Annotated in this window: 17 protein-coding genes; 9 read left to right on the top strand and 8 right to left on the bottom strand. The window is 39.6% G+C overall.

What is annotated here, in order from left to right:
* Window positions 1–31: 31 nt before the first annotated feature.
* Together A7985_RS04655 and A7985_RS04650 are read right to left on the bottom strand one after the other, a co-directional pair.
* Complete coding sequence (locus A7985_RS04655) at window positions 32–1,015, bottom strand: DUF3080 family protein (protein ID WP_065789253.1); 984 nt, start codon at window positions 1,013–1,015, stop codon at window positions 32–34.
* Window positions 987–2,345: an MATE family efflux transporter gene (locus A7985_RS04650; protein ID WP_065789249.1), complete on the bottom strand. Its 1,359-nt coding sequence runs from the start codon at window positions 2,343–2,345 to the stop codon at window positions 987–989. Before A7985_RS04650 ends, A7985_RS04655 begins: the two co-directional genes overlap by 29 nt.
* A 138-nt stretch (window positions 2,346–2,483) precedes the next feature.
* Here A7985_RS04650 and A7985_RS04645 point away from each other — a divergent pair, with 138 nt between their 5' ends.
* Window positions 2,484–3,125, top strand: a complete 642-nt coding sequence (locus A7985_RS04645; protein ID WP_065789247.1) for a riboflavin synthase — start codon at window positions 2,484–2,486, stop codon at window positions 3,123–3,125.
* Here A7985_RS04645 and A7985_RS04640 read toward each other — a convergent pair.
* Window positions 3,122–3,325 (bottom strand): CPXCG motif-containing cysteine-rich protein, encoded by a 204-nt coding sequence (locus A7985_RS04640; RefSeq protein WP_063357175.1) that lies wholly within the window; start codon window positions 3,323–3,325, stop codon window positions 3,122–3,124. The two genes, A7985_RS04645 and A7985_RS04640, sit on opposite strands and share 4 nt — an antisense overlap.
* Window positions 3,326–3,402: 77 nt before the next feature.
* On the bottom strand, window positions 3,403–4,257 hold the full coding sequence (locus A7985_RS04635) for a fructosamine kinase family protein (RefSeq protein ID WP_065789242.1): 855 nt from the start codon (window positions 4,255–4,257) through the stop codon (window positions 3,403–3,405).
* A 127-nt stretch (window positions 4,258–4,384) separates the two neighbouring features.
* Here A7985_RS04635 and A7985_RS04630 point away from each other — a divergent pair, with 127 nt between their 5' ends.
* A complete protein-coding gene (locus A7985_RS04630) occupies window positions 4,385–5,077 on the top strand; it encodes a DUF445 domain-containing protein (RefSeq protein ID WP_065789240.1) in 693 nt (230 codons plus the stop codon).
* Between the two features lie 62 nt (window positions 5,078–5,139).
* Here the strand turns inward: A7985_RS04630 and A7985_RS04625 are convergent, their stop codons facing one another.
* Window positions 5,140–5,496 (bottom strand): DUF3718 domain-containing protein, encoded by a 357-nt coding sequence (locus A7985_RS04625; protein WP_065789237.1) that lies wholly within the window; start codon window positions 5,494–5,496, stop codon window positions 5,140–5,142.
* Between the two features lie 454 nt (window positions 5,497–5,950).
* Here A7985_RS04625 and A7985_RS04620 point away from each other — a divergent pair, with 454 nt between their 5' ends.
* Together A7985_RS04620 and A7985_RS04615 are read left to right on the top strand one after the other, a co-directional pair.
* Entirely contained in the window at window positions 5,951–7,336 is a 1,386-nt protein-coding gene (locus tag A7985_RS04620) for an amidohydrolase (RefSeq protein WP_065789235.1), read from the top strand.
* Window positions 7,337–7,346: 10 nt separating this feature from the next.
* Window positions 7,347–8,588, top strand: a complete 1,242-nt coding sequence (locus A7985_RS04615) for an amidohydrolase family protein (protein ID WP_065789233.1) — start codon at window positions 7,347–7,349, stop codon at window positions 8,586–8,588.
* Window positions 8,589–8,791: 203 nt separating this feature from the next.
* Here A7985_RS04615 and A7985_RS04610 read toward each other — a convergent pair whose 3' ends face one another.
* Window positions 8,792–9,598 (bottom strand): hypothetical protein, encoded by an 807-nt coding sequence (locus A7985_RS04610; protein WP_065789232.1) that lies wholly within the window; start codon window positions 9,596–9,598, stop codon window positions 8,792–8,794.
* Between the two features lie 814 nt (window positions 9,599–10,412).
* Between A7985_RS04610 and A7985_RS04605 the strand changes: the two genes are divergently transcribed.
* Together A7985_RS04605 and A7985_RS04600 are read left to right on the top strand one after the other, a co-directional pair.
* Window positions 10,413–11,111, top strand: a complete 699-nt coding sequence (locus A7985_RS04605; protein WP_065789230.1) for a hypothetical protein — start codon at window positions 10,413–10,415, stop codon at window positions 11,109–11,111.
* 33 nt (window positions 11,112–11,144) lie between these two features.
* Entirely contained in the window at window positions 11,145–11,843 is a 699-nt protein-coding gene (locus A7985_RS04600) for an alpha/beta fold hydrolase (RefSeq protein ID WP_081310424.1), read from the top strand.
* A 6-nt stretch (window positions 11,844–11,849) separates the two neighbouring features.
* Here A7985_RS04600 and A7985_RS04595 read toward each other — a convergent pair whose 3' ends face one another.
* Complete coding sequence (locus tag A7985_RS04595; protein ID WP_065789229.1) at window positions 11,850–13,046, bottom strand: beta-propeller fold lactonase family protein; 1,197 nt, start codon at window positions 13,044–13,046, stop codon at window positions 11,850–11,852.
* Between the two features lie 450 nt (window positions 13,047–13,496).
* Here A7985_RS04595 and A7985_RS04590 point away from each other — a divergent pair, with 450 nt between their 5' ends.
* The gene (locus A7985_RS04590) at window positions 13,497–13,823 is read left to right on the top strand and encodes a hypothetical protein (protein WP_065789227.1); all 327 of its coding nucleotides are present in this window, start codon (window positions 13,497–13,499) and stop codon (window positions 13,821–13,823) included.
* Between the two features lie 65 nt (window positions 13,824–13,888).
* Here the strand turns inward: A7985_RS04590 and A7985_RS04585 are convergent, their stop codons facing one another.
* Window positions 13,889–14,278 carry a DUF4345 family protein gene (locus A7985_RS04585; RefSeq protein WP_065789225.1) on the bottom strand — a complete coding sequence of 130 codons (390 nt, stop codon included), beginning with the start codon at window positions 14,276–14,278 and terminating at the stop codon, window positions 13,889–13,891.
* An 84-nt stretch (window positions 14,279–14,362) separates the two neighbouring features.
* Here A7985_RS04585 and A7985_RS04580 point away from each other — a divergent pair, with 84 nt between their 5' ends.
* Window positions 14,363–15,091 (top strand): helix-turn-helix transcriptional regulator, encoded by a 729-nt coding sequence (locus tag A7985_RS04580; RefSeq protein WP_065789223.1) that lies wholly within the window; start codon window positions 14,363–14,365, stop codon window positions 15,089–15,091.
* Window positions 15,092–15,206: 115 nt separating this feature from the next.
* Window positions 15,207–15,758 (top strand): phytanoyl-CoA dioxygenase family protein, encoded by a 552-nt coding sequence (locus A7985_RS04575; protein ID WP_370671158.1) that lies wholly within the window; start codon window positions 15,207–15,209, stop codon window positions 15,756–15,758.
* Window positions 15,759–15,853 lie beyond the last annotated feature (95 nt).

The raw sequence follows: 15,853 nt of genomic DNA, 5'->3' as shown, positions 1-15,853 counted from the left end.
CTAAATTTTTGTTTGTCTGAGTTTTTTTTGATCACAATGGCTTTACTTTGCACACTTTATAGAATGTTTGCCACCAAAAAACGTGTTGTTTAGCCGTTAGCTTCAGTTCATTTAACAAGGGGGAAATGGGGTTTGGGTAGAGGTCTTTACCAAATTTATCTGTAAAAGTTGAAAAAAAGGGTTCTAGCGTGTGCAAACGCTGCGCGAGTTTGGACTGATAAGCCTGAATTTCTTGAATGTAGTATTTTTGGAACACATTATTAAGCACTTTCGCTTTTTGCTTATTTTTCCCCTGTGGACAAATACTCTTTTCTAATGAATGTTGTGATAGCCAGTGTGTGCTGCTGATATTCCACAATATCTGTTTCTGTGTGCTGGTCAGCAATGAGGCCACATAGGAATTATTATTTAACTTTTCCAAGGCAGCGGTGAGCTTGTTTTCATCTATCAACGCTGGTTCATCAAGCTTATTTACGAGAGACGTGATTATTGATAGCGCTTCTTGGGCAGCTATTTCGCCATTGCTCGTTTCAATGGTCACTTCTTCGAAAGTGAGACTTAAAAGTTTGGTTAACTCTTTCTCATTTGTAAATACATGGGCAAGTGACGCCGGCAGGTTTGCTTGTTTTTCTTTCAATGCCTGTTGTAGCGTAACCTTAATATCGTCATCGGTGCTTTTGTGTTGAATGCATGCTTGAGCGTATCGGATGAAATTAACATTGTACTTAAAAAGCTCGCTTGGTTTTGCGAGCTTTCCGAGTTGGTTATTATGATTTGCAATATGTGTGGCTACACGACAATGGCCGAGTTTTGCAAGATCGATCACCGAAATAGTATAGTTTGAAGTTGGAGCATTGGTTGCCTGCAGTTTAACTGCTTTTGGCTTTTCAATAACCGCTTTGTTAACGCCAATGACATTAGCCAAACGTTCGCTGTACTCTTCATTCACATCACTGGGCGCAGGTGTGCAACCCAGTAATATAAAACTAAACGCTGTTAGCAGTTTGCATTTCAATGAGCTTTCTCCTCACAAAATAAATAAGTAGAACCGCTGCAACGGACAATCCAACAATGATACCAACCCAAAAGCCAGTCGGGCCCATCGCTGGTACTATTAAGTCTGTTTTTGCTAATACGTAACCTAGCGTAAAACCGATTATCCAGTAAGAGAAAAATGTGACACCTGTAATTGGTTTGGTATACCTGAGTCCCCGTAACACACCATTTGCTGAAACCTGAAGGGCATCCGGTAATTGGTAAACACAGGCGAGCACAATGATACTTGAAGCGAGTAGGGCCACTTCTTTTTCTTGAGTATATAACCAGCTAATATCATCCCTAACAATATAAGTACCAAGTGCAACAATTGCTGCGACAATAATGGCTAACATGAAACTGGTAAACGTGCTGTTTATTAGTTTCGGCACATCATTTTGTCCACTAATATTGCCGATCCTAATTCCGATCGCCATAGACAAGCTTAGGGGCAGCATAAACAGTATCATAGTCACACTAGCCGCAACTTGGTGGCCCGATACAGCAACCGCGCCCAGATCAGCGATGAAAAGGGGGATACAGGCAAATAAGGTGACTTCAAAAAACGTCGCGAATGAGATAGGTAAACCTAGCTTAAAAATTTGCAGTAGCGTTTCTTTATGGGGTTTCATGAAGTCGCTTAGCAGCCACTTTCCTTTGATTGTTTTGCTTTTGAGACTGTAGCAAATTTGTGTAATGGCCATTGTCCAAATCACAATACTTGTTGCTACACCACAGCCTGCACCGCCAAGGGCTGGCATTCCGAGCTTGCCATAAATAAATATATAATTGGCAACCACATTAATACACAGTCCCAATACACCAATGTAAAAAGCCACTTTGGTATTGCCCATTCCTTCAATGACATTCCGATATACGGAGAACACAAGAAATGCGACGAGGCCGTATTTTACATAATCAATATAGTCCTGAGCGAGCTGAGCTATGTGTGGCTCAGTGCCAATACTCGCGAATAGGCCCGGTGTAAAGTAGCTTGCGACAAACCCCAGTGTTGAAAGTGCTACTGCCAAATATAGGCCTTGTTGGAAAAAACGCTTTATACTTGATTGGTCTTTAGCACCATAGCTATGTGCGACAAGGCTAGTTATGGCGAGTAAAATCGATTGCAGTGAAAACATGAGAGGATTCATTACGCCAGTCGCGATAGAGAGTGCGGCTAAGTCACTTGGGCTGACTTGCCCTGCCATCATAGTGTCAACCACTGACATAAGTACCAGCGTAACTTGAGCAAGAAAAACTGGCGTCGCCAATCGAACAAGCCTTTTGGCTTCCCAAAGTTCAAACTTCATATTAAAGCTCAGAATTCATAAAAAAGGTATTCTATTGAAGTTTTTGCTTTTTATCTATGAAATAACTTGTTTCATATTGTTTCAGGCTGATAGCGGTTAGGGTAAACTAGGGCGCATATTCTTATACTCGGAAAAATCATGTTTACAGGTATTGTTCAAACTCAAGCGTCGGTAGTAAGTGCTCTTTTAAATGATGGCGTGATGCGCTTGGTTTTGTCTGTTGGTAATGAGTACCTGCAGCAACTGACAATTGGCGCAAGCATCGCAGTAAATGGCTGTTGCTTGACGGTGGTCCAATTTGAAATTAATCAATCCGATGTAGTAGGTCAGGTGAGTTTTGATGTCATAGATGAGTCATTAAAATTAACTAACTTAGGCAAATTGAAATGTGGTGATAAAGTTAATTTTGAGCGTTCAGTGACATTTGGGACGGAGCTTGGCGGGCACATTGTTTCTGGTCATATCCATGATATGGCTACAGTTGAGCAAGTTGTAAGAACCGCAGAAAACGTCAAAATTAAGCTTCTACTATCCAAAGAGTGGTCTAAGTACGTTTTTTATAAAGGGTTTATCTCTGTAAACGGGGCAAGCTTGACAGTAGGTCAAGTGGATGAAGATGGTTTTTGGCTTCATCTGATCCCTGAAACGTTGTCCATTACGAACATAGGCCGCGTGTTGAACGGTGATAAGCTCAATATAGAAGTTGATCAACAAACCTATACCATCGTTAATACCGTAGAGCATTATTTGAGAAAGAACACTCTAAACCCGATTGACTAAAAGATTTGCTCGTCGTCACTGTCAATGCGTAATTCCAATTTATTGATTGCTTCATCGATATGCATATTGAGATGGATTGGGTTACAGCACGCCGCGCAATCTTCGTAATAATCTTGATCGCCTTCACTGGTATCTAAATCCACAAAAATGTGGTGTCCACAGTGAGGGCAGCTTATACGTTGGTGATACAGCTGTTTCATGGTTTTACTCCAACAACCGCTCTGTCATTCCTTCCTCTATTATAGCAGTAATTGCAATTATTACCGCTGTGTTGCAGCTATTTTAAAATTGCCTCTATTTGCTTTTGTGACTGCAATATATAGTCTCCTGCAAATAAGTTGGCATGGCACAAAAGTGTGTACAGCTGATATATGGCTTTACGTTGCTGATAACTTTGTTCAAGGGGGTAGGTGTCCGAATACCCTGTATAGAAAGCTTCAGGCAAGGCCGCGAAAAGTTCACTATTGGCTATGTCAACTTCTCTGTCTCCGTAATAACAGGCTGGGGAGTACAAACATGGCTTTTTATGAGCAAAAGCAATATTGCCCCGCCAAAAATATCCATGCAGCAAAGAAGGTTGTAGTGGGTGATTCAATAGGGGTTTGAGCTGCTCAACAAATTGGTCTATGTCGACCAGAGATATACTTTTTTCCTGAAGCAGCTGGAGTTGCCAAGCGATACGCTCTTCTGCAAAAAAGATAGACCACTTTTTATGCCATTGATTTGGTTGAGATAATCCAAGTAAGTAATTATCTTGTTCAAGGCCAAACATTTCTTGCTCGTGTCGAGCATGCATTTTTGCAAGTGTTCTACCACATTCATACCAATTTTCTTGGTCTGGTTGGGTATTGAGCCATTCGAAGACAATAAAGCAGTATTCAAGGCTTGAACCTATGGTGATGGGATCGGCGACTAAAAAGTCACTGTCTCTTATCAAAAGTGTGTGGTTTTGTGCTTCACATTCGTAACGTTCAAGTGCGCACACTTGATCTACTTTTACCAAAAAGCAGTGCTTGTCGTTTTCTATCTTAAATGTTTTAGATTTTGAACTGCAGGGCAGTTGGGTTTTTCGAGTAAACTCAAAATGGTCATGAATTGCGTCACTGATGTATTGATTTACAAGGTTCCACATAGTTTGCCCAGCTGCGTGATCATGCTTTTTTTAACTATGGACGATTTTAGCTATAACACAAATACTTGAGTGCAAAATTAAATTCAATAAAATAGCAGCAGTTTTAAATTTGTATTGGAATTCTACATTGAATAAAAGTGTATTAACGAACTTGTTGGCTGCTGCCCTAGTTGCTGTTGGTTGGCTGAGTCAGAATGATTTGGTTTTGACTATGGGCCTATTTGCATTGTCAGGTGCAGTAACAAACTGGCTTGCTGTGCATATGTTGTTTGAAAAAGTGCCAGGGCTATATGGTTCGGGTGTGATTACGATTAAATTTAAAGAGTTTAAAGTAGCGATTAAAGAATTGATCTTAGATGAGTTTTTTAATCAAGACAAATTACAAAGCTTCGCCTCAAAAAACCAAATTGATATTGACTTAAACCCTGTCATTGAGCAAGCGGACCTTTCAATTGCCTTTAATAAATTGGTTCAAGTGATCGAGGGCTCTCAGTTTGGCGCAATGTTAGCCATGGTGGGTGGTAAAGAAGCGATAGAGCCAATGAGAGATACTTTTACTGATAAGATGAAAGAGGCGCTAAAAGAAATCAGTGAAGAACCCGAGTTTAAAGAAAAGGTGTCGGGCGTTTTGACAAATGGTCAATCACTGGACTCCATTCGAGGCGCGATAGAGCATGCCGTTGATGAAAGGCTCAATGAGCTTACCCCTGTAATGGTTAAAAATATAGTACAAAATATGATACATACCCATTTGGGCTGGCTGGTTGTATGGGGCGGTGTATTTGGCGGTCTGTTTGGCTTAATTGCAAGTTTTGTGTAATTGACAAGCGCGCATTCACAACAGGTTGAATGCGCACTTGTCCCTTTTATAAACTCTTTTCATTACTTCGAACCCGATAAGACGACTGTCGTGGGTGCATTTTGTTGAGCAGCTAAATCTTTAATAGAAGTCTTTGTATCTAAGTCAATATTCATAAACTTGGCGTTTCGAGTAAGGCTGTAAGTCTCGGCAAACTCTTGTAAGTCCATATCGTTACAATGTAGTTTATTGGCTATATTCTTTTTCAGCGAGTGTTTACCTCTCAATTCTTCCAACATGACATGTGGGCGATTTGAAGCAAATGCAACACATAGGTGTGTTGCAAAGCTATCATCAGCGGCAACAAATTCAATGGCTTCTGCATTGTGAGCAGTAGATACAAGTCCAGCTAGTGCAACAGCGGTCATTAAAGCTTTCATTTTAGTTCTCCAAATAGGGCGATTCGTGCGACTCACCTTCAGTATTGGCGTTTTATTTTCAAAATGCTGTAATTGAAGATTGTGCGAGTGTAAGCAATTATTTCGAAGGTAATCAAAGCTACTAACTGGTTAAATATTGGGGCAAAAATTCGCGTGAATTATTTCTAAATGACAAGATTAAATAGAGATTATTTTTTAGTTAACATCTATGCAGCGTATTTTTTGAAGGGCATTTCCAACTTTTCTCTTTTTCATTAAAACCTATTTCAAAAGTGTGTCTGGATATGTATAGGTGTGTCTGAAAAACAAACTTTCGCGTTAAAATTGTACACATATTTTGAATGTTGTAGCGATTTTATGGTCATTCATCATAATTTATTGCATTTTGAGGCTTTTATATCGAAATTTATGTGAATTTTAGCTACAGTCACATAAAAACTACAGAGAGAAGAAAATGCATATATTTAAACCCTCTGTGATCGTGCTTGCTTTAAGCACAGCTCTTTTTGGTTGCCAGCAAGACACTGGTCCTCAAAAAGATAAAGTCACAATCGAGAAAAACCCTTATCCAAGTACTTACAAGCCTCACTCTACTTCAAGTACATTAATCACAAATGCTACCGTGCTAACTGGGACTGGCGAAAGAATCAACGATGCAGATGTCTACATTGTTGATGGTAAAATCAGCCAAGTTGGTAAAGACCTATCTGTGTCAGCTGATACTACCGTTGACGCGGCTGGCAAATGGGTAACACCTGGCATTATAGACAACCACTCTCACCTAGGTGCGTATCCGAGCCCTGGCGTAGAGTCTCACCAAGATGGTAATGAGATGATCAACCCAAATACCGCTCAGGTATGGGTCGAGCATTCTGTATGGCCTCAAGATCCAGGTTTTAACCGCGCTAGAGAGGGCGGTATCACGTCATTGCAAATTTTACCCGGCTCAGCGAACCTATTTGGTGGTCGCGCCGTTACGCTGAAAAATGTACCTTCAGAGACTATGCAAGGCATGAAGTTTCCTGACGCGCCTTACGGCCTAAAAATGGCCTGTGGTGAAAACCCTAAACGAGTATACGGTGGTCAAGGCGTTGCACCGAAAACACGTATGGGTAACATGGCTGGCTATCGTGAAGCTTGGATTGAAGCGGGTGAATACAAGCGCGCTTGGGAACAATATGAAGCTGAGTACGCAGCTGGTATGAATCCAGATGCGCCGCATCGTGATATTAAGTTAGACACACTTCGTGGTGTTTTAGATGGTGAGATTCTAATTCATAACCACTGCTATAAAGCAGAAGAAATGGCTATGATGATCGACCTATCCAAAGAGTTTGGCTATCATGCAGGTACATTCCACCATGGTGTTGAAGCTTACAAAATCGCAGACCTGCTAGGTGAAAATGGGAACTGTGCAGCACTTTGGCCAGATTGGTGGGGCTTTAAAATGGAAGCCTACGACATGTCCCTAGAAAACGTAGCCATTGTAGACGCGGCTAAGAATTCATGCGCAGTAATACACTCAGACTCCGATACAACAATTCAGCGTCTAAACCATGAAGCTGCAAAAGTAATGTACTCTGCAAATGAAGCTGGCTTTGACATCAAAGAAGAACATGCGATTAAGTGGATCACTTACAATGCCGCTAAATCATTAGGTGTTGAGGATTTGACGGGTTCTATTGCTGCTGGTAAGCAAGCTGATGTTGTTATTTGGGATCAAAGCCCATTCAGTGTCTACTCGAAAGCAGAGCAAGTATTTATCGACGGCGCTAAAGTATACGATCGCCACGACAGTAAATACCAAGCTGTTAGTGATTTTATGTTAGGTCAGCGCTAGGAGAGTGACAATGAACAAGTTTAAATTATCTATGTTAACTGGTGCATTGCTAAGCTCTTCAGCTGCTTTCGCTCAAATCACTGCAATTACCAATGCGACTGTGCACACACAAACAAATCAAGGTGTTTTGCAAAACGCGACTGTTGTTATCGAAGATGGCAAAATAAAAGCGATCAACCCAAAATCATTCGATGCAGATATTACTGTGAATGCAAACGGGAAAGTTCTCACTCCTGGTTTGATCGGCTCGATGAATCACCTAGGTTTGGTTGAAGTTGGCGCTGTGTCACGCTCAGTTGATGCATACGATAAGTCTGGTATCGAATTTGATCCTAGCTCAGCTTTTAACCCTCGCTCAAGCCTAATCCCTTATGCAAGAAAAGGCGGTATTACTCAAAATGTGAGTGTACCTTCTTTACCTTGGGGTGAAAGTGGTGTGTTTATGGGCTTGGCTTTTGCAGCAGACTTGTCTGGCGAATTTGGTAGTGTAACGGATCATAAAACCGCGCTTGTCGTCGACTTAGGCGCAGTCAGTGGTGATGCATCTCGTGCGTCAGCAATGCAGTCTTTTGTTAAGAAATTGGAAGAGCAAAAGAAGAAGCTGAGTGCTAAGAAAGACAAGAAGAAAGATGAAGATCCATCATCTGAAGAAAAGCTACTAATACAAGTACTCAAAGGAGAACTTCCGGTCGTTGCTTATGCTTCAAGAGCGTCTCAACTCTTAGAGCTACTCGCTCTAAAAGAGCAATTTGGCCTGAATCTTATCATCGCTGGTGGCGATGATGCGGTGCTAGTCAAAGAGCAAATAGCTAAAGCAGAAGTACCGGTTATTGTTAGTGCTGTTTCTAACTTACCATCTGGTTTTGATGCACTACATGCCCATTTGGGTAATGCTGGTGAATTAGAAAAAGCAGGTGTTAAGGTTATTCTAAACGTTGCTGGTGATGGCAGTCATAATTTATATCAAATGCGCTTTGACGCGGGTATCGCCGTTGCAAATGGTATGACACATGAAGGCGCACTTAAAGCAATGACTGCGAATGTTGCAGATGCTTTTGGCATTGAAGGCGGTAAGATTGCAGCTGGTGAACGTGCAGATGTTGTACTTTGGACAGCTGACCCATTTGAATTTAGCACACGCATTGACCAAGTTTGGATCAATGGAGAGTCTGTGACAACAGAGTCTCGTCACGATAAATTGCGTGAACGTTATACGACGGATTCAAATATGCCACGAGGGTATACTAAGTAATATCATGCTTAGTAAAAAGGCACCTATCAGGTGCCTTTTTAATTTTTCGCCTAATATGACGATGAAATACAATAAAAGGGATTTAAATGTTTACCCTTTGTATTGAACTTCAAGTCATAAATAGGTTTTTTCATGCGAGTGACTGGGCAAAAGAGACTCGATTATTAAAGTGCTTATATAAGCGCTTTATCAGAAAATAAGGTCTATTTATAAACGGTGTAATCAACTTCTAAGTTGATATCATTCTCGCCAGAAACAACCCAAACTTGAGTACGTTGAGTTTGACCCACAGGACTGTGGCAAGTGACAGTCTGTCTGAATGCCGGTCCATTATAGTTATATACTTCGTTTTCAAGCGCGAAGTGATTTGTGTGGAACAATGGTGTGCTGTCGTAGCCATTGAATACACGAGATGTAAATCCATCATTCATCGTTGCTGTGCAGTACGTATCTTCGTTTTTGTTGTTTACATGTAGTGAAGAGGTGTAGCTGACTTGCTCATACCAGCCTCGGCCACCACAGTGTGAGCTAGCACCTGTGCAATTTGGCATTTTATATTCACCAACGCCAGCTAAGGTGGTATCCCAAGTAATTACCGGTAAGCCTGAAAACTTATGATAAACTTTGAATTGTTCACCTTTAAGATTTTGGCAATTGAGTGCTAATACGCGGTTTCTTTGCAGTTGTTCGTCACTAAAAGTACCGTTGAAGTAAACAGTATCTACCATACTGGCACCAGGGCCTGCTGTACCAATGTTAACAGTACCATATTGCTGGCCAGTGATTTCATCGTAAATGTATCCGCTTGTACATTCAGAGCCACCTTCTCTAAAATAAACCCATGCATTGAATGTACGGGCATTAAATGAGTCAGTAACAATACGTTCAACCGCACCATTTGAGTAAGCAGATGTTCTGTTATAACCATCCAAATCATTTACCACAACCTGAGCGTATACTGAGTTTGCTAGTAGACCTGTTGTAAGCGCAGCGAGTAGCTTAAGTTTCATTGTTAACTCCTTTGATAACAAGTTTATGAGGGTGACCTCTATTTTTATTGTGCGAAACACATTTTCTATTTTTAATCATCTTGATGAAAAAATTCATGTCAGAGATTGTTTTCAGCGAAGTGAATAAACTCACTTGCGCCATCGATTTTTAAATCTGAGCGTTTAGTTTAAGTAGAGAATTAATCAGTTAAGGGACCTAATTCGTGCTTAAAACTGAACGCCTATTAAGCTAGCGAGTAATTTTAATCCTGTAAACCCTACAAAAAGTGCTTGAATTTTAAATTGTTTTTTTAAGTGCAAGTGGTGTGGTTTTGGTGGTTTTGAATAATATATTTCTTACTTTTTGATTTTTATATTTCAATAACATGCTAACTAATTATTATGAATTTAATTAGTTTTCTATATAGGCTTGAATTTTAGGTTATTTTTATAAGTTTGAGGTTGAGCGCTTAAGTATACTTGAAAAATTAGGTCTATATTGATCTTCAGTTAAATGTGGTTTTCTAACTAATCTAGAAAAGTGATGGTTTTATCGATGTCCATAGCAAGGGGTGAGTGAGCGCACTATTGATGCAAAAAATAAATTTATAATTTTTGTGTTTTAGACAATTTTTTTTGATCTATGTCTAGGCCGAATGCTGTCAGGCAGAGGTTACGGCTGTTCAAAGTATTGATTTTTTGCTAAAAAGACCAAGTCTTATTAAAAAATAGCTGCACATGTAATAGCCAAGTGTATTGAAAACTTGTTCAACCCACTCTAATTTTTAGCTATTAAAGATAAAGTGTGTGAATAAAAAAGGAGCGTATTTTGACAATGGATATAGTAATGATGTGCTATTTGCTAAGCATTGTTTTGGCGTTTTTTATCTCAGCCTCATATTTAACAATTCACCAAAATATCACGATAAAGATGGTGCTTGAACTATCAATATATTGGCTCTTACTACTGGGACCGTTTGGCCAGCTACTTAATACGTACAATCATCTGTTGCCTATAGATATACCGTTATTTTTAGAAAAAGTATTGCAGTCTTCCATGCTGCTTCTAGGTCCACTAGCTGTAGCTTATGTATTCAACATACGGCAAAGACCCATGTCACTAAAGTGGGCTGCACTTTGTATTTTTCCATTTTGTGCTTTATTAGCGTTTTTACTATTAGATGAAAACACATTGACGAATAATGTCAGAGCAATGAGTTTATTGCCCGTTTTATGTTTCCAGTTCGTGCTTTTAAAATTGGTACCCATCGAGGTTGACCACTTCATTTCAAAAGTTAAAGTCAAAAGCAGCTTACTTACTGGTCAGGTACTTTTAGTTTTGCATTTAGCTTTCGCCATAGTACTGGTAAGCATTTTCTTCTCTCATCTATACAGCGCGATGATGTTTCATGTCTTTGCAACCTTATGTACGTTAGTTATTGTATTTTCAGTTGCTGTTCTGAGTTGGGGGTATGTAAATGCAGTAATGAATAAGTTAGAGTCAGTTAGAGAGGAATTTAACGCGGTTAAATGACGCAACTTTGATGGTTAGTACTGAAGGAGCAATGTGAAAAGAGTTAAGGTATACGTAATTGCAGGGACTATGTGTAATGAAAAAATCTGGCTGGCTGTAAAGGCTCATTTAGGCCCGAATATAGAACTAAAACACCTAGTGCTCCCAAAAAACAAGTCGTTTGACGAAATGTGTGTTCACTTAAACAAAAGTATACCAGAGCAAAAGATTAACCTATTGGGGTTTTCATTGGGTGGTTATGTTGCGGCGTACTTTAGTGTGTTATTTCCAAGCAAAGTGAGTAAGCTGTTTATTGTGTCTAATAGTCCAACGACTTTACCAGAAACAGAACGTCAACAAAGAAGGCAAGTATTGGCTTTCATCGAACGTTTTGGTTACAGTGGATTAAGTCCGAAAATGGCTAAGTCATTGTTAGATGCGACCTCTCAACAAGCTGAACTGATAGAACTGTTACAAGCAATGGATCGTGACCAAGGTGTTGAAGAGTTAATTAGCCAATATAAATATACATCTCAACGAAGTTGTTTAAAGGCTTGCTTACGTGCTTTGCAAATTCCCATACTGTTTTGGTTTAGCCATACAGACTCTCTTATTGATCGCCAGTGGTTTTTAACGGGTATAGAAGGTGCCTTCGTCAACATTATCATTGAAAAGGGTCAAGGGCATATGTTGCCAATAGAGAAGCCAAAAACATTTGCCCGTTTAATTGAAGAGTGGCTATTGAAAAGCTAGGCTCATTCAGTGCTCAATCTGCAAAACGAGTATGGTATTGCTTTTTCCTGTTCCAATAAACAAGTGCTTACCATTGTCTGTCACTTTTAATACGGAAACATTACGTATTTTTGTGTCTTCTACGGACGTTATGTGGTGATTGAAAGCCAACTTTTTCGTTTCGCTGTCAATGTTGAACACTAAAATACCACTGTCCATTTCGCCACTCACAAAAAGCATTTTTTCATTTGCGGACAATGCCAAACAGCAAGCACCACTTAATCCACCTGATGGTAACTGGTCGTTGTTGATGCTTTGATAGTGTGAATAGCTCCCTTTAGAATCCCTTTTAAACACAACCAAAGATTTACTTTTAGATGCGGTCGCAAACAAAAATTGCCCTGAGCTGGTGGCCAATACCTTTTGGGGGTTTATTAATGTTGGGTGGGAGAGAGTCTGCTGCAGAGCGTATGTATTCTGTGCGGTACGCTTTAGCACCGAGATTTGATTATTTTCAAACCCAGTAACAAATAGGGTTTGACCATCGTCACTCTGTACAATAGAAGTCGGATGTCCCCAATTGTGTTCTGGCAATAGCTTCCTGACAAACGAGGTTTTACCAAATTGGTCAATTTTGAACTGTGCAACGGTATTACTTTGATAACTTGCAGTGAGAATATATTTCTCGTCATTTGAGAGTATTGCACTCCAAGCGCCAATCAGACCTAAATTGTCTTGTTGCTTTATTGTTTCGTAATCTCCAAACGCAGTTTTAAAGTCGATGTTATCTGACAGCGTACTTACTGGATAGAATTCTGATTTACCGTTTGTTGCAAACGAAGTAAGTGAACCACTATAAAATGAAGTGGTATAAACGGTGCTATGTTTGGGGGAGTACACCACACTTGAAGCGCCTTTTAACATTAAATCGGGATAGTTTTTCTCAGAGAAGCTTTGAGAAAAAGGCAAATTTATTAGCTTGTCTGCATTTAGAATTGTTAATGCATCGTTGTCCCCACTTGCTATAAAAATCTTCTTGTGGTCTTCTGAAAACACAATGTCCCTTGGGTTAGCAATGCCTGAAATGCCATTCTGGTTGTTTTGTAAGATGTACTTAACTTTGTAGGGACTGTTCGGTTGCGGCGTTTTTGCTTGAACTGGCAGAGAGAATAAGTACAACAAGAGCATTTTGATACTAAGGTGTTTGATTGTAATGTAATTCATAACTTGGTTTTTCTTGTCCTAATTTCAACTAATAATCTTAAGGTAATTGTTCTAACAGGTAAACCGATCAAGTAGTTATTATGGACTCAATAGTCAGCTTGCTTTTTAAATCTAAATACACATATATTGACGGTTTACGAGATGGATTAGGTGCCATGGATTTAAGCTGTTTAAATATAAATCAACCATGTTTTAGCTGAGTTAATAAATTCTATGAGGGAAATGAATTATAACCTCAGATATAAATAAAACTAGGTGGGAGTGTTGAATAGCTTGAATTGTTCGTTAATGTGAGTAAAAGTGTGGGAGTTACATCCATAGAAAAATATTTACCCCTGGCATCACCGTGATAAAGATAAAACAAACTTATTTAATAACGCAGATATTGCTGTAGATGCTGTATTTATTTATCTTAACGATAGAAGGATTGAATTTTAGGAATTGAGTAGCATGATGAAACACTATGGTCGATTGACGATTTTGATATCTATTGTGATTCTACTACCAAGCGTTGTTCCTGGAGCGATGTCTGTTCTTGCTTATTATTTTTCTATTGTCGTATTTGCTTCTTCAGTAATGACAATCGGGCAGTGTGGTATAGTTTATTTTCGTGCTAATGCTTTGATTACTGCAATTGGTGCGATTGTTTTAAATGATTACTTACGATTAATTGGTTCCTTAGAAGGTGCTACTTGGACAGGCAAAGCTGCGTTATACAGCCTTTATCTAATTGTATTACTGTTCGGAACGTGGAAAGCAAAAAACTCAAATAGATAATGTTGTATAAACAGAGTATGCCCATAGCGAATTCGATAAAACTCGCTATAGGTTTTGTCATTGACCTAATAAATTGGTTTCATTAGCTTAAAAGCGACAAGCAAAATACAGGTTGCGACAACCGTTGGGATACACATAAACAATAACTCAGCGTATCCTCCATCGTTTAAAAACCCTACCAGTCTACCTATCAGCACCAGCAATAATGAAACTAAGCCGACCCAAATGTAATCAATTTTGTTTTTGATTGCACCAATTAATACCATCAACCAAATAGCGATGGTTGTACCACCCCATAACGCTCTAATACTTGATAGGCCTGCGGCTGATTCGATCGGGTCTATGAAAATATGAGTTAGCATACTTAGGGGGCTAAACATAAATATAAGGCCTGTTCCCATAAAAAAGATTGCCAACAATCCGACCATTAAACGACCTATTATATTTTTCGACATTTCATACCTCTTGTTTGTTCAATACGAGTTTGTAGTGAACAGCTTATAGCTAAATATGACAATTTATGTCATATTTGTTGTGTTATGCGATCATCTACTGTTTCCCGAATCGAACGGCTGGAAATTATTACTGCCCGTTTAAAATCAGATTTACCCATCACGATTGGCGATCTAGCCAAAGAAGTGGGAGTAAGTGCGCGAACGTTAAATCGAGATATTGATGTTTTAAAGTCGAAAGGTTTACCTATTGAAACTGATGTTGGCCGAGGTGGCGGGATCAGGCTTGCCAGACACTGGGGGGTCGGGCGGATTAACTTGACCTATACCGAAGCGGTTGACTTGATGATAAGTCTAGCGATTGCTGAGCAAATGGAATCTCCGTTATTTATGGCGCACTTAAGCAGCGTGCGACATAAAATAATGGCCTCGTTTTCTCCCACTATGAAGTTAAAAGTAAACGGACTTAAATCGCGAATTATCATAGGCAAATCAGCGTCGACTTTTGTTTTAGCTAACTTTGAATCGCCAAAGGTTGAATCAGTTCAATTGCTTCATCAGGCATTTTTACTGGCGCAGCCTATCGAGGTTGTCTACGTGAACGAGCGAGGAGCGCGCAGTATTCGTGTTATCGAGCCTCATTATCTATTTTTGAGTTACCCTGTTTGGTATGTACTCGCTTGGGATCATTTACGTGACGATGCTCGTATATTTCGCTGTGATAGAATCGAGGACATTAACCCCGTAAATGGAGAGTTCAAAATAATTCCATTGTCTGAACTTAAAAAAAGAATCAAAAAAACACCAGAAAACTAAATTGAACGGAGTAAAAGAGATCACATCACGTTGCATGAAAACGGGTTTGAAATATTCGATGCAGGGGTGTTAACTCAACTAGCCAAGCACGTTAGTCTAGAGCTTTCCCGTAACTGTGCTGTTGCTCGCCCAAGAATACGAAGTGCAGATAAAATTGGCTCATTCGAAATATATGACACAACTCGCAGCACATTTACTTGGTCGAAAAGCGTACTTAGTACGTGCAATCTTATTTAATAAATCGGCTTCAAATAATTGGGCAGTTCCTTGGCATCAAGATAAAACAGTCAGTGTTTCTCAACAGTTTTTTATGAAAGGCTGGCGGTCTTGGAGTATTAAAGAAGGTGTTCATCATGCGCAGCCTTCAATAGATTTTCTGAATCAGATGGTTACGCTAAGGTTACATCTAAATGATACTGATCGCAAAAATGGGTGTTTAAAGGTGATCCCTGCAAGTCATCAGCTGGGGCTGCTCTCGGTAGGGGCGATCAAAACATGTGTAGAAAAACAGAGTGCTTTTAATTGTAAAATGTCTACAGGTGGCCTTTTGGCAATGCGGCCACGTTTATTGCATTGTTCAGAGAAGTTGTTGAGCCCATCACAGCGGAGCGTTGTCCATTTAGAATATAGTTGTTTTGAGTTACCGATGGGGATTTTTTGGGCTTAGTTACTATTAAGTTCGTAGTCTGATTGTTATTGCCTTAGTACGAATGTGAGATTTTCTAATATAGGCTGGCTTCAAGGTAGCCTGTAACAAGGTAA

Source organism: Pseudoalteromonas luteoviolacea, from assembly GCF_001696455.1.
In the GTDB taxonomy this organism is placed as follows: domain Bacteria; phylum Pseudomonadota; class Gammaproteobacteria; order Enterobacterales; family Alteromonadaceae; genus Pseudoalteromonas; species Pseudoalteromonas luteoviolacea_C.
Note: the sequence above shows the minus strand (reverse complement) of the source record. Positions and strands in the feature narration are given on the sequence as shown.

Coding starts and splice junctions, on each gene's coding strand:
- A7985_RS04615 (WP_065789233.1), top strand. CDS start 7,347: ATGAACAAGTTTAAATTATCTATGTTAACTGGTGCATTGCTAAGCTCT.
- A7985_RS04595 (WP_065789229.1), bottom strand. CDS start 13,046: ATGAATTACATTACAATCAAACACCTTAGTATCAAAATGCTCTTGTTG.
- A7985_RS04585 (WP_065789225.1), bottom strand. CDS start 14,278: ATGTCGAAAAATATAATAGGTCGTTTAATGGTCGGATTGTTGGCAATC.
- A7985_RS04645 (WP_065789247.1), top strand. CDS start 2,484: ATGTTTACAGGTATTGTTCAAACTCAAGCGTCGGTAGTAAGTGCTCTT.
- A7985_RS04625 (WP_065789237.1), bottom strand. CDS start 5,496: ATGAAAGCTTTAATGACCGCTGTTGCACTAGCTGGACTTGTATCTACT.
- A7985_RS04620 (WP_065789235.1), top strand. CDS start 5,951: ATGCATATATTTAAACCCTCTGTGATCGTGCTTGCTTTAAGCACAGCT.
- A7985_RS04605 (WP_065789230.1), top strand. CDS start 10,413: ATGGATATAGTAATGATGTGCTATTTGCTAAGCATTGTTTTGGCGTTT.
- A7985_RS04635 (WP_065789242.1), bottom strand. CDS start 4,257: ATGTGGAACCTTGTAAATCAATACATCAGTGACGCAATTCATGACCAT.
- A7985_RS04610 (WP_065789232.1), bottom strand. CDS start 9,598: ATGAAACTTAAGCTACTCGCTGCGCTTACAACAGGTCTACTAGCAAAC.
- A7985_RS04640 (WP_063357175.1), bottom strand. CDS start 3,325: ATGAAACAGCTGTATCACCAACGTATAAGCTGCCCTCACTGTGGACAC.
- A7985_RS04590 (WP_065789227.1), top strand. CDS start 13,497: ATGATGAAACACTATGGTCGATTGACGATTTTGATATCTATTGTGATT.
- A7985_RS04580 (WP_065789223.1), top strand. CDS start 14,363: ATGCGATCATCTACTGTTTCCCGAATCGAACGGCTGGAAATTATTACT.
- A7985_RS04650 (WP_065789249.1), bottom strand. CDS start 2,345: ATGAAGTTTGAACTTTGGGAAGCCAAAAGGCTTGTTCGATTGGCGACG.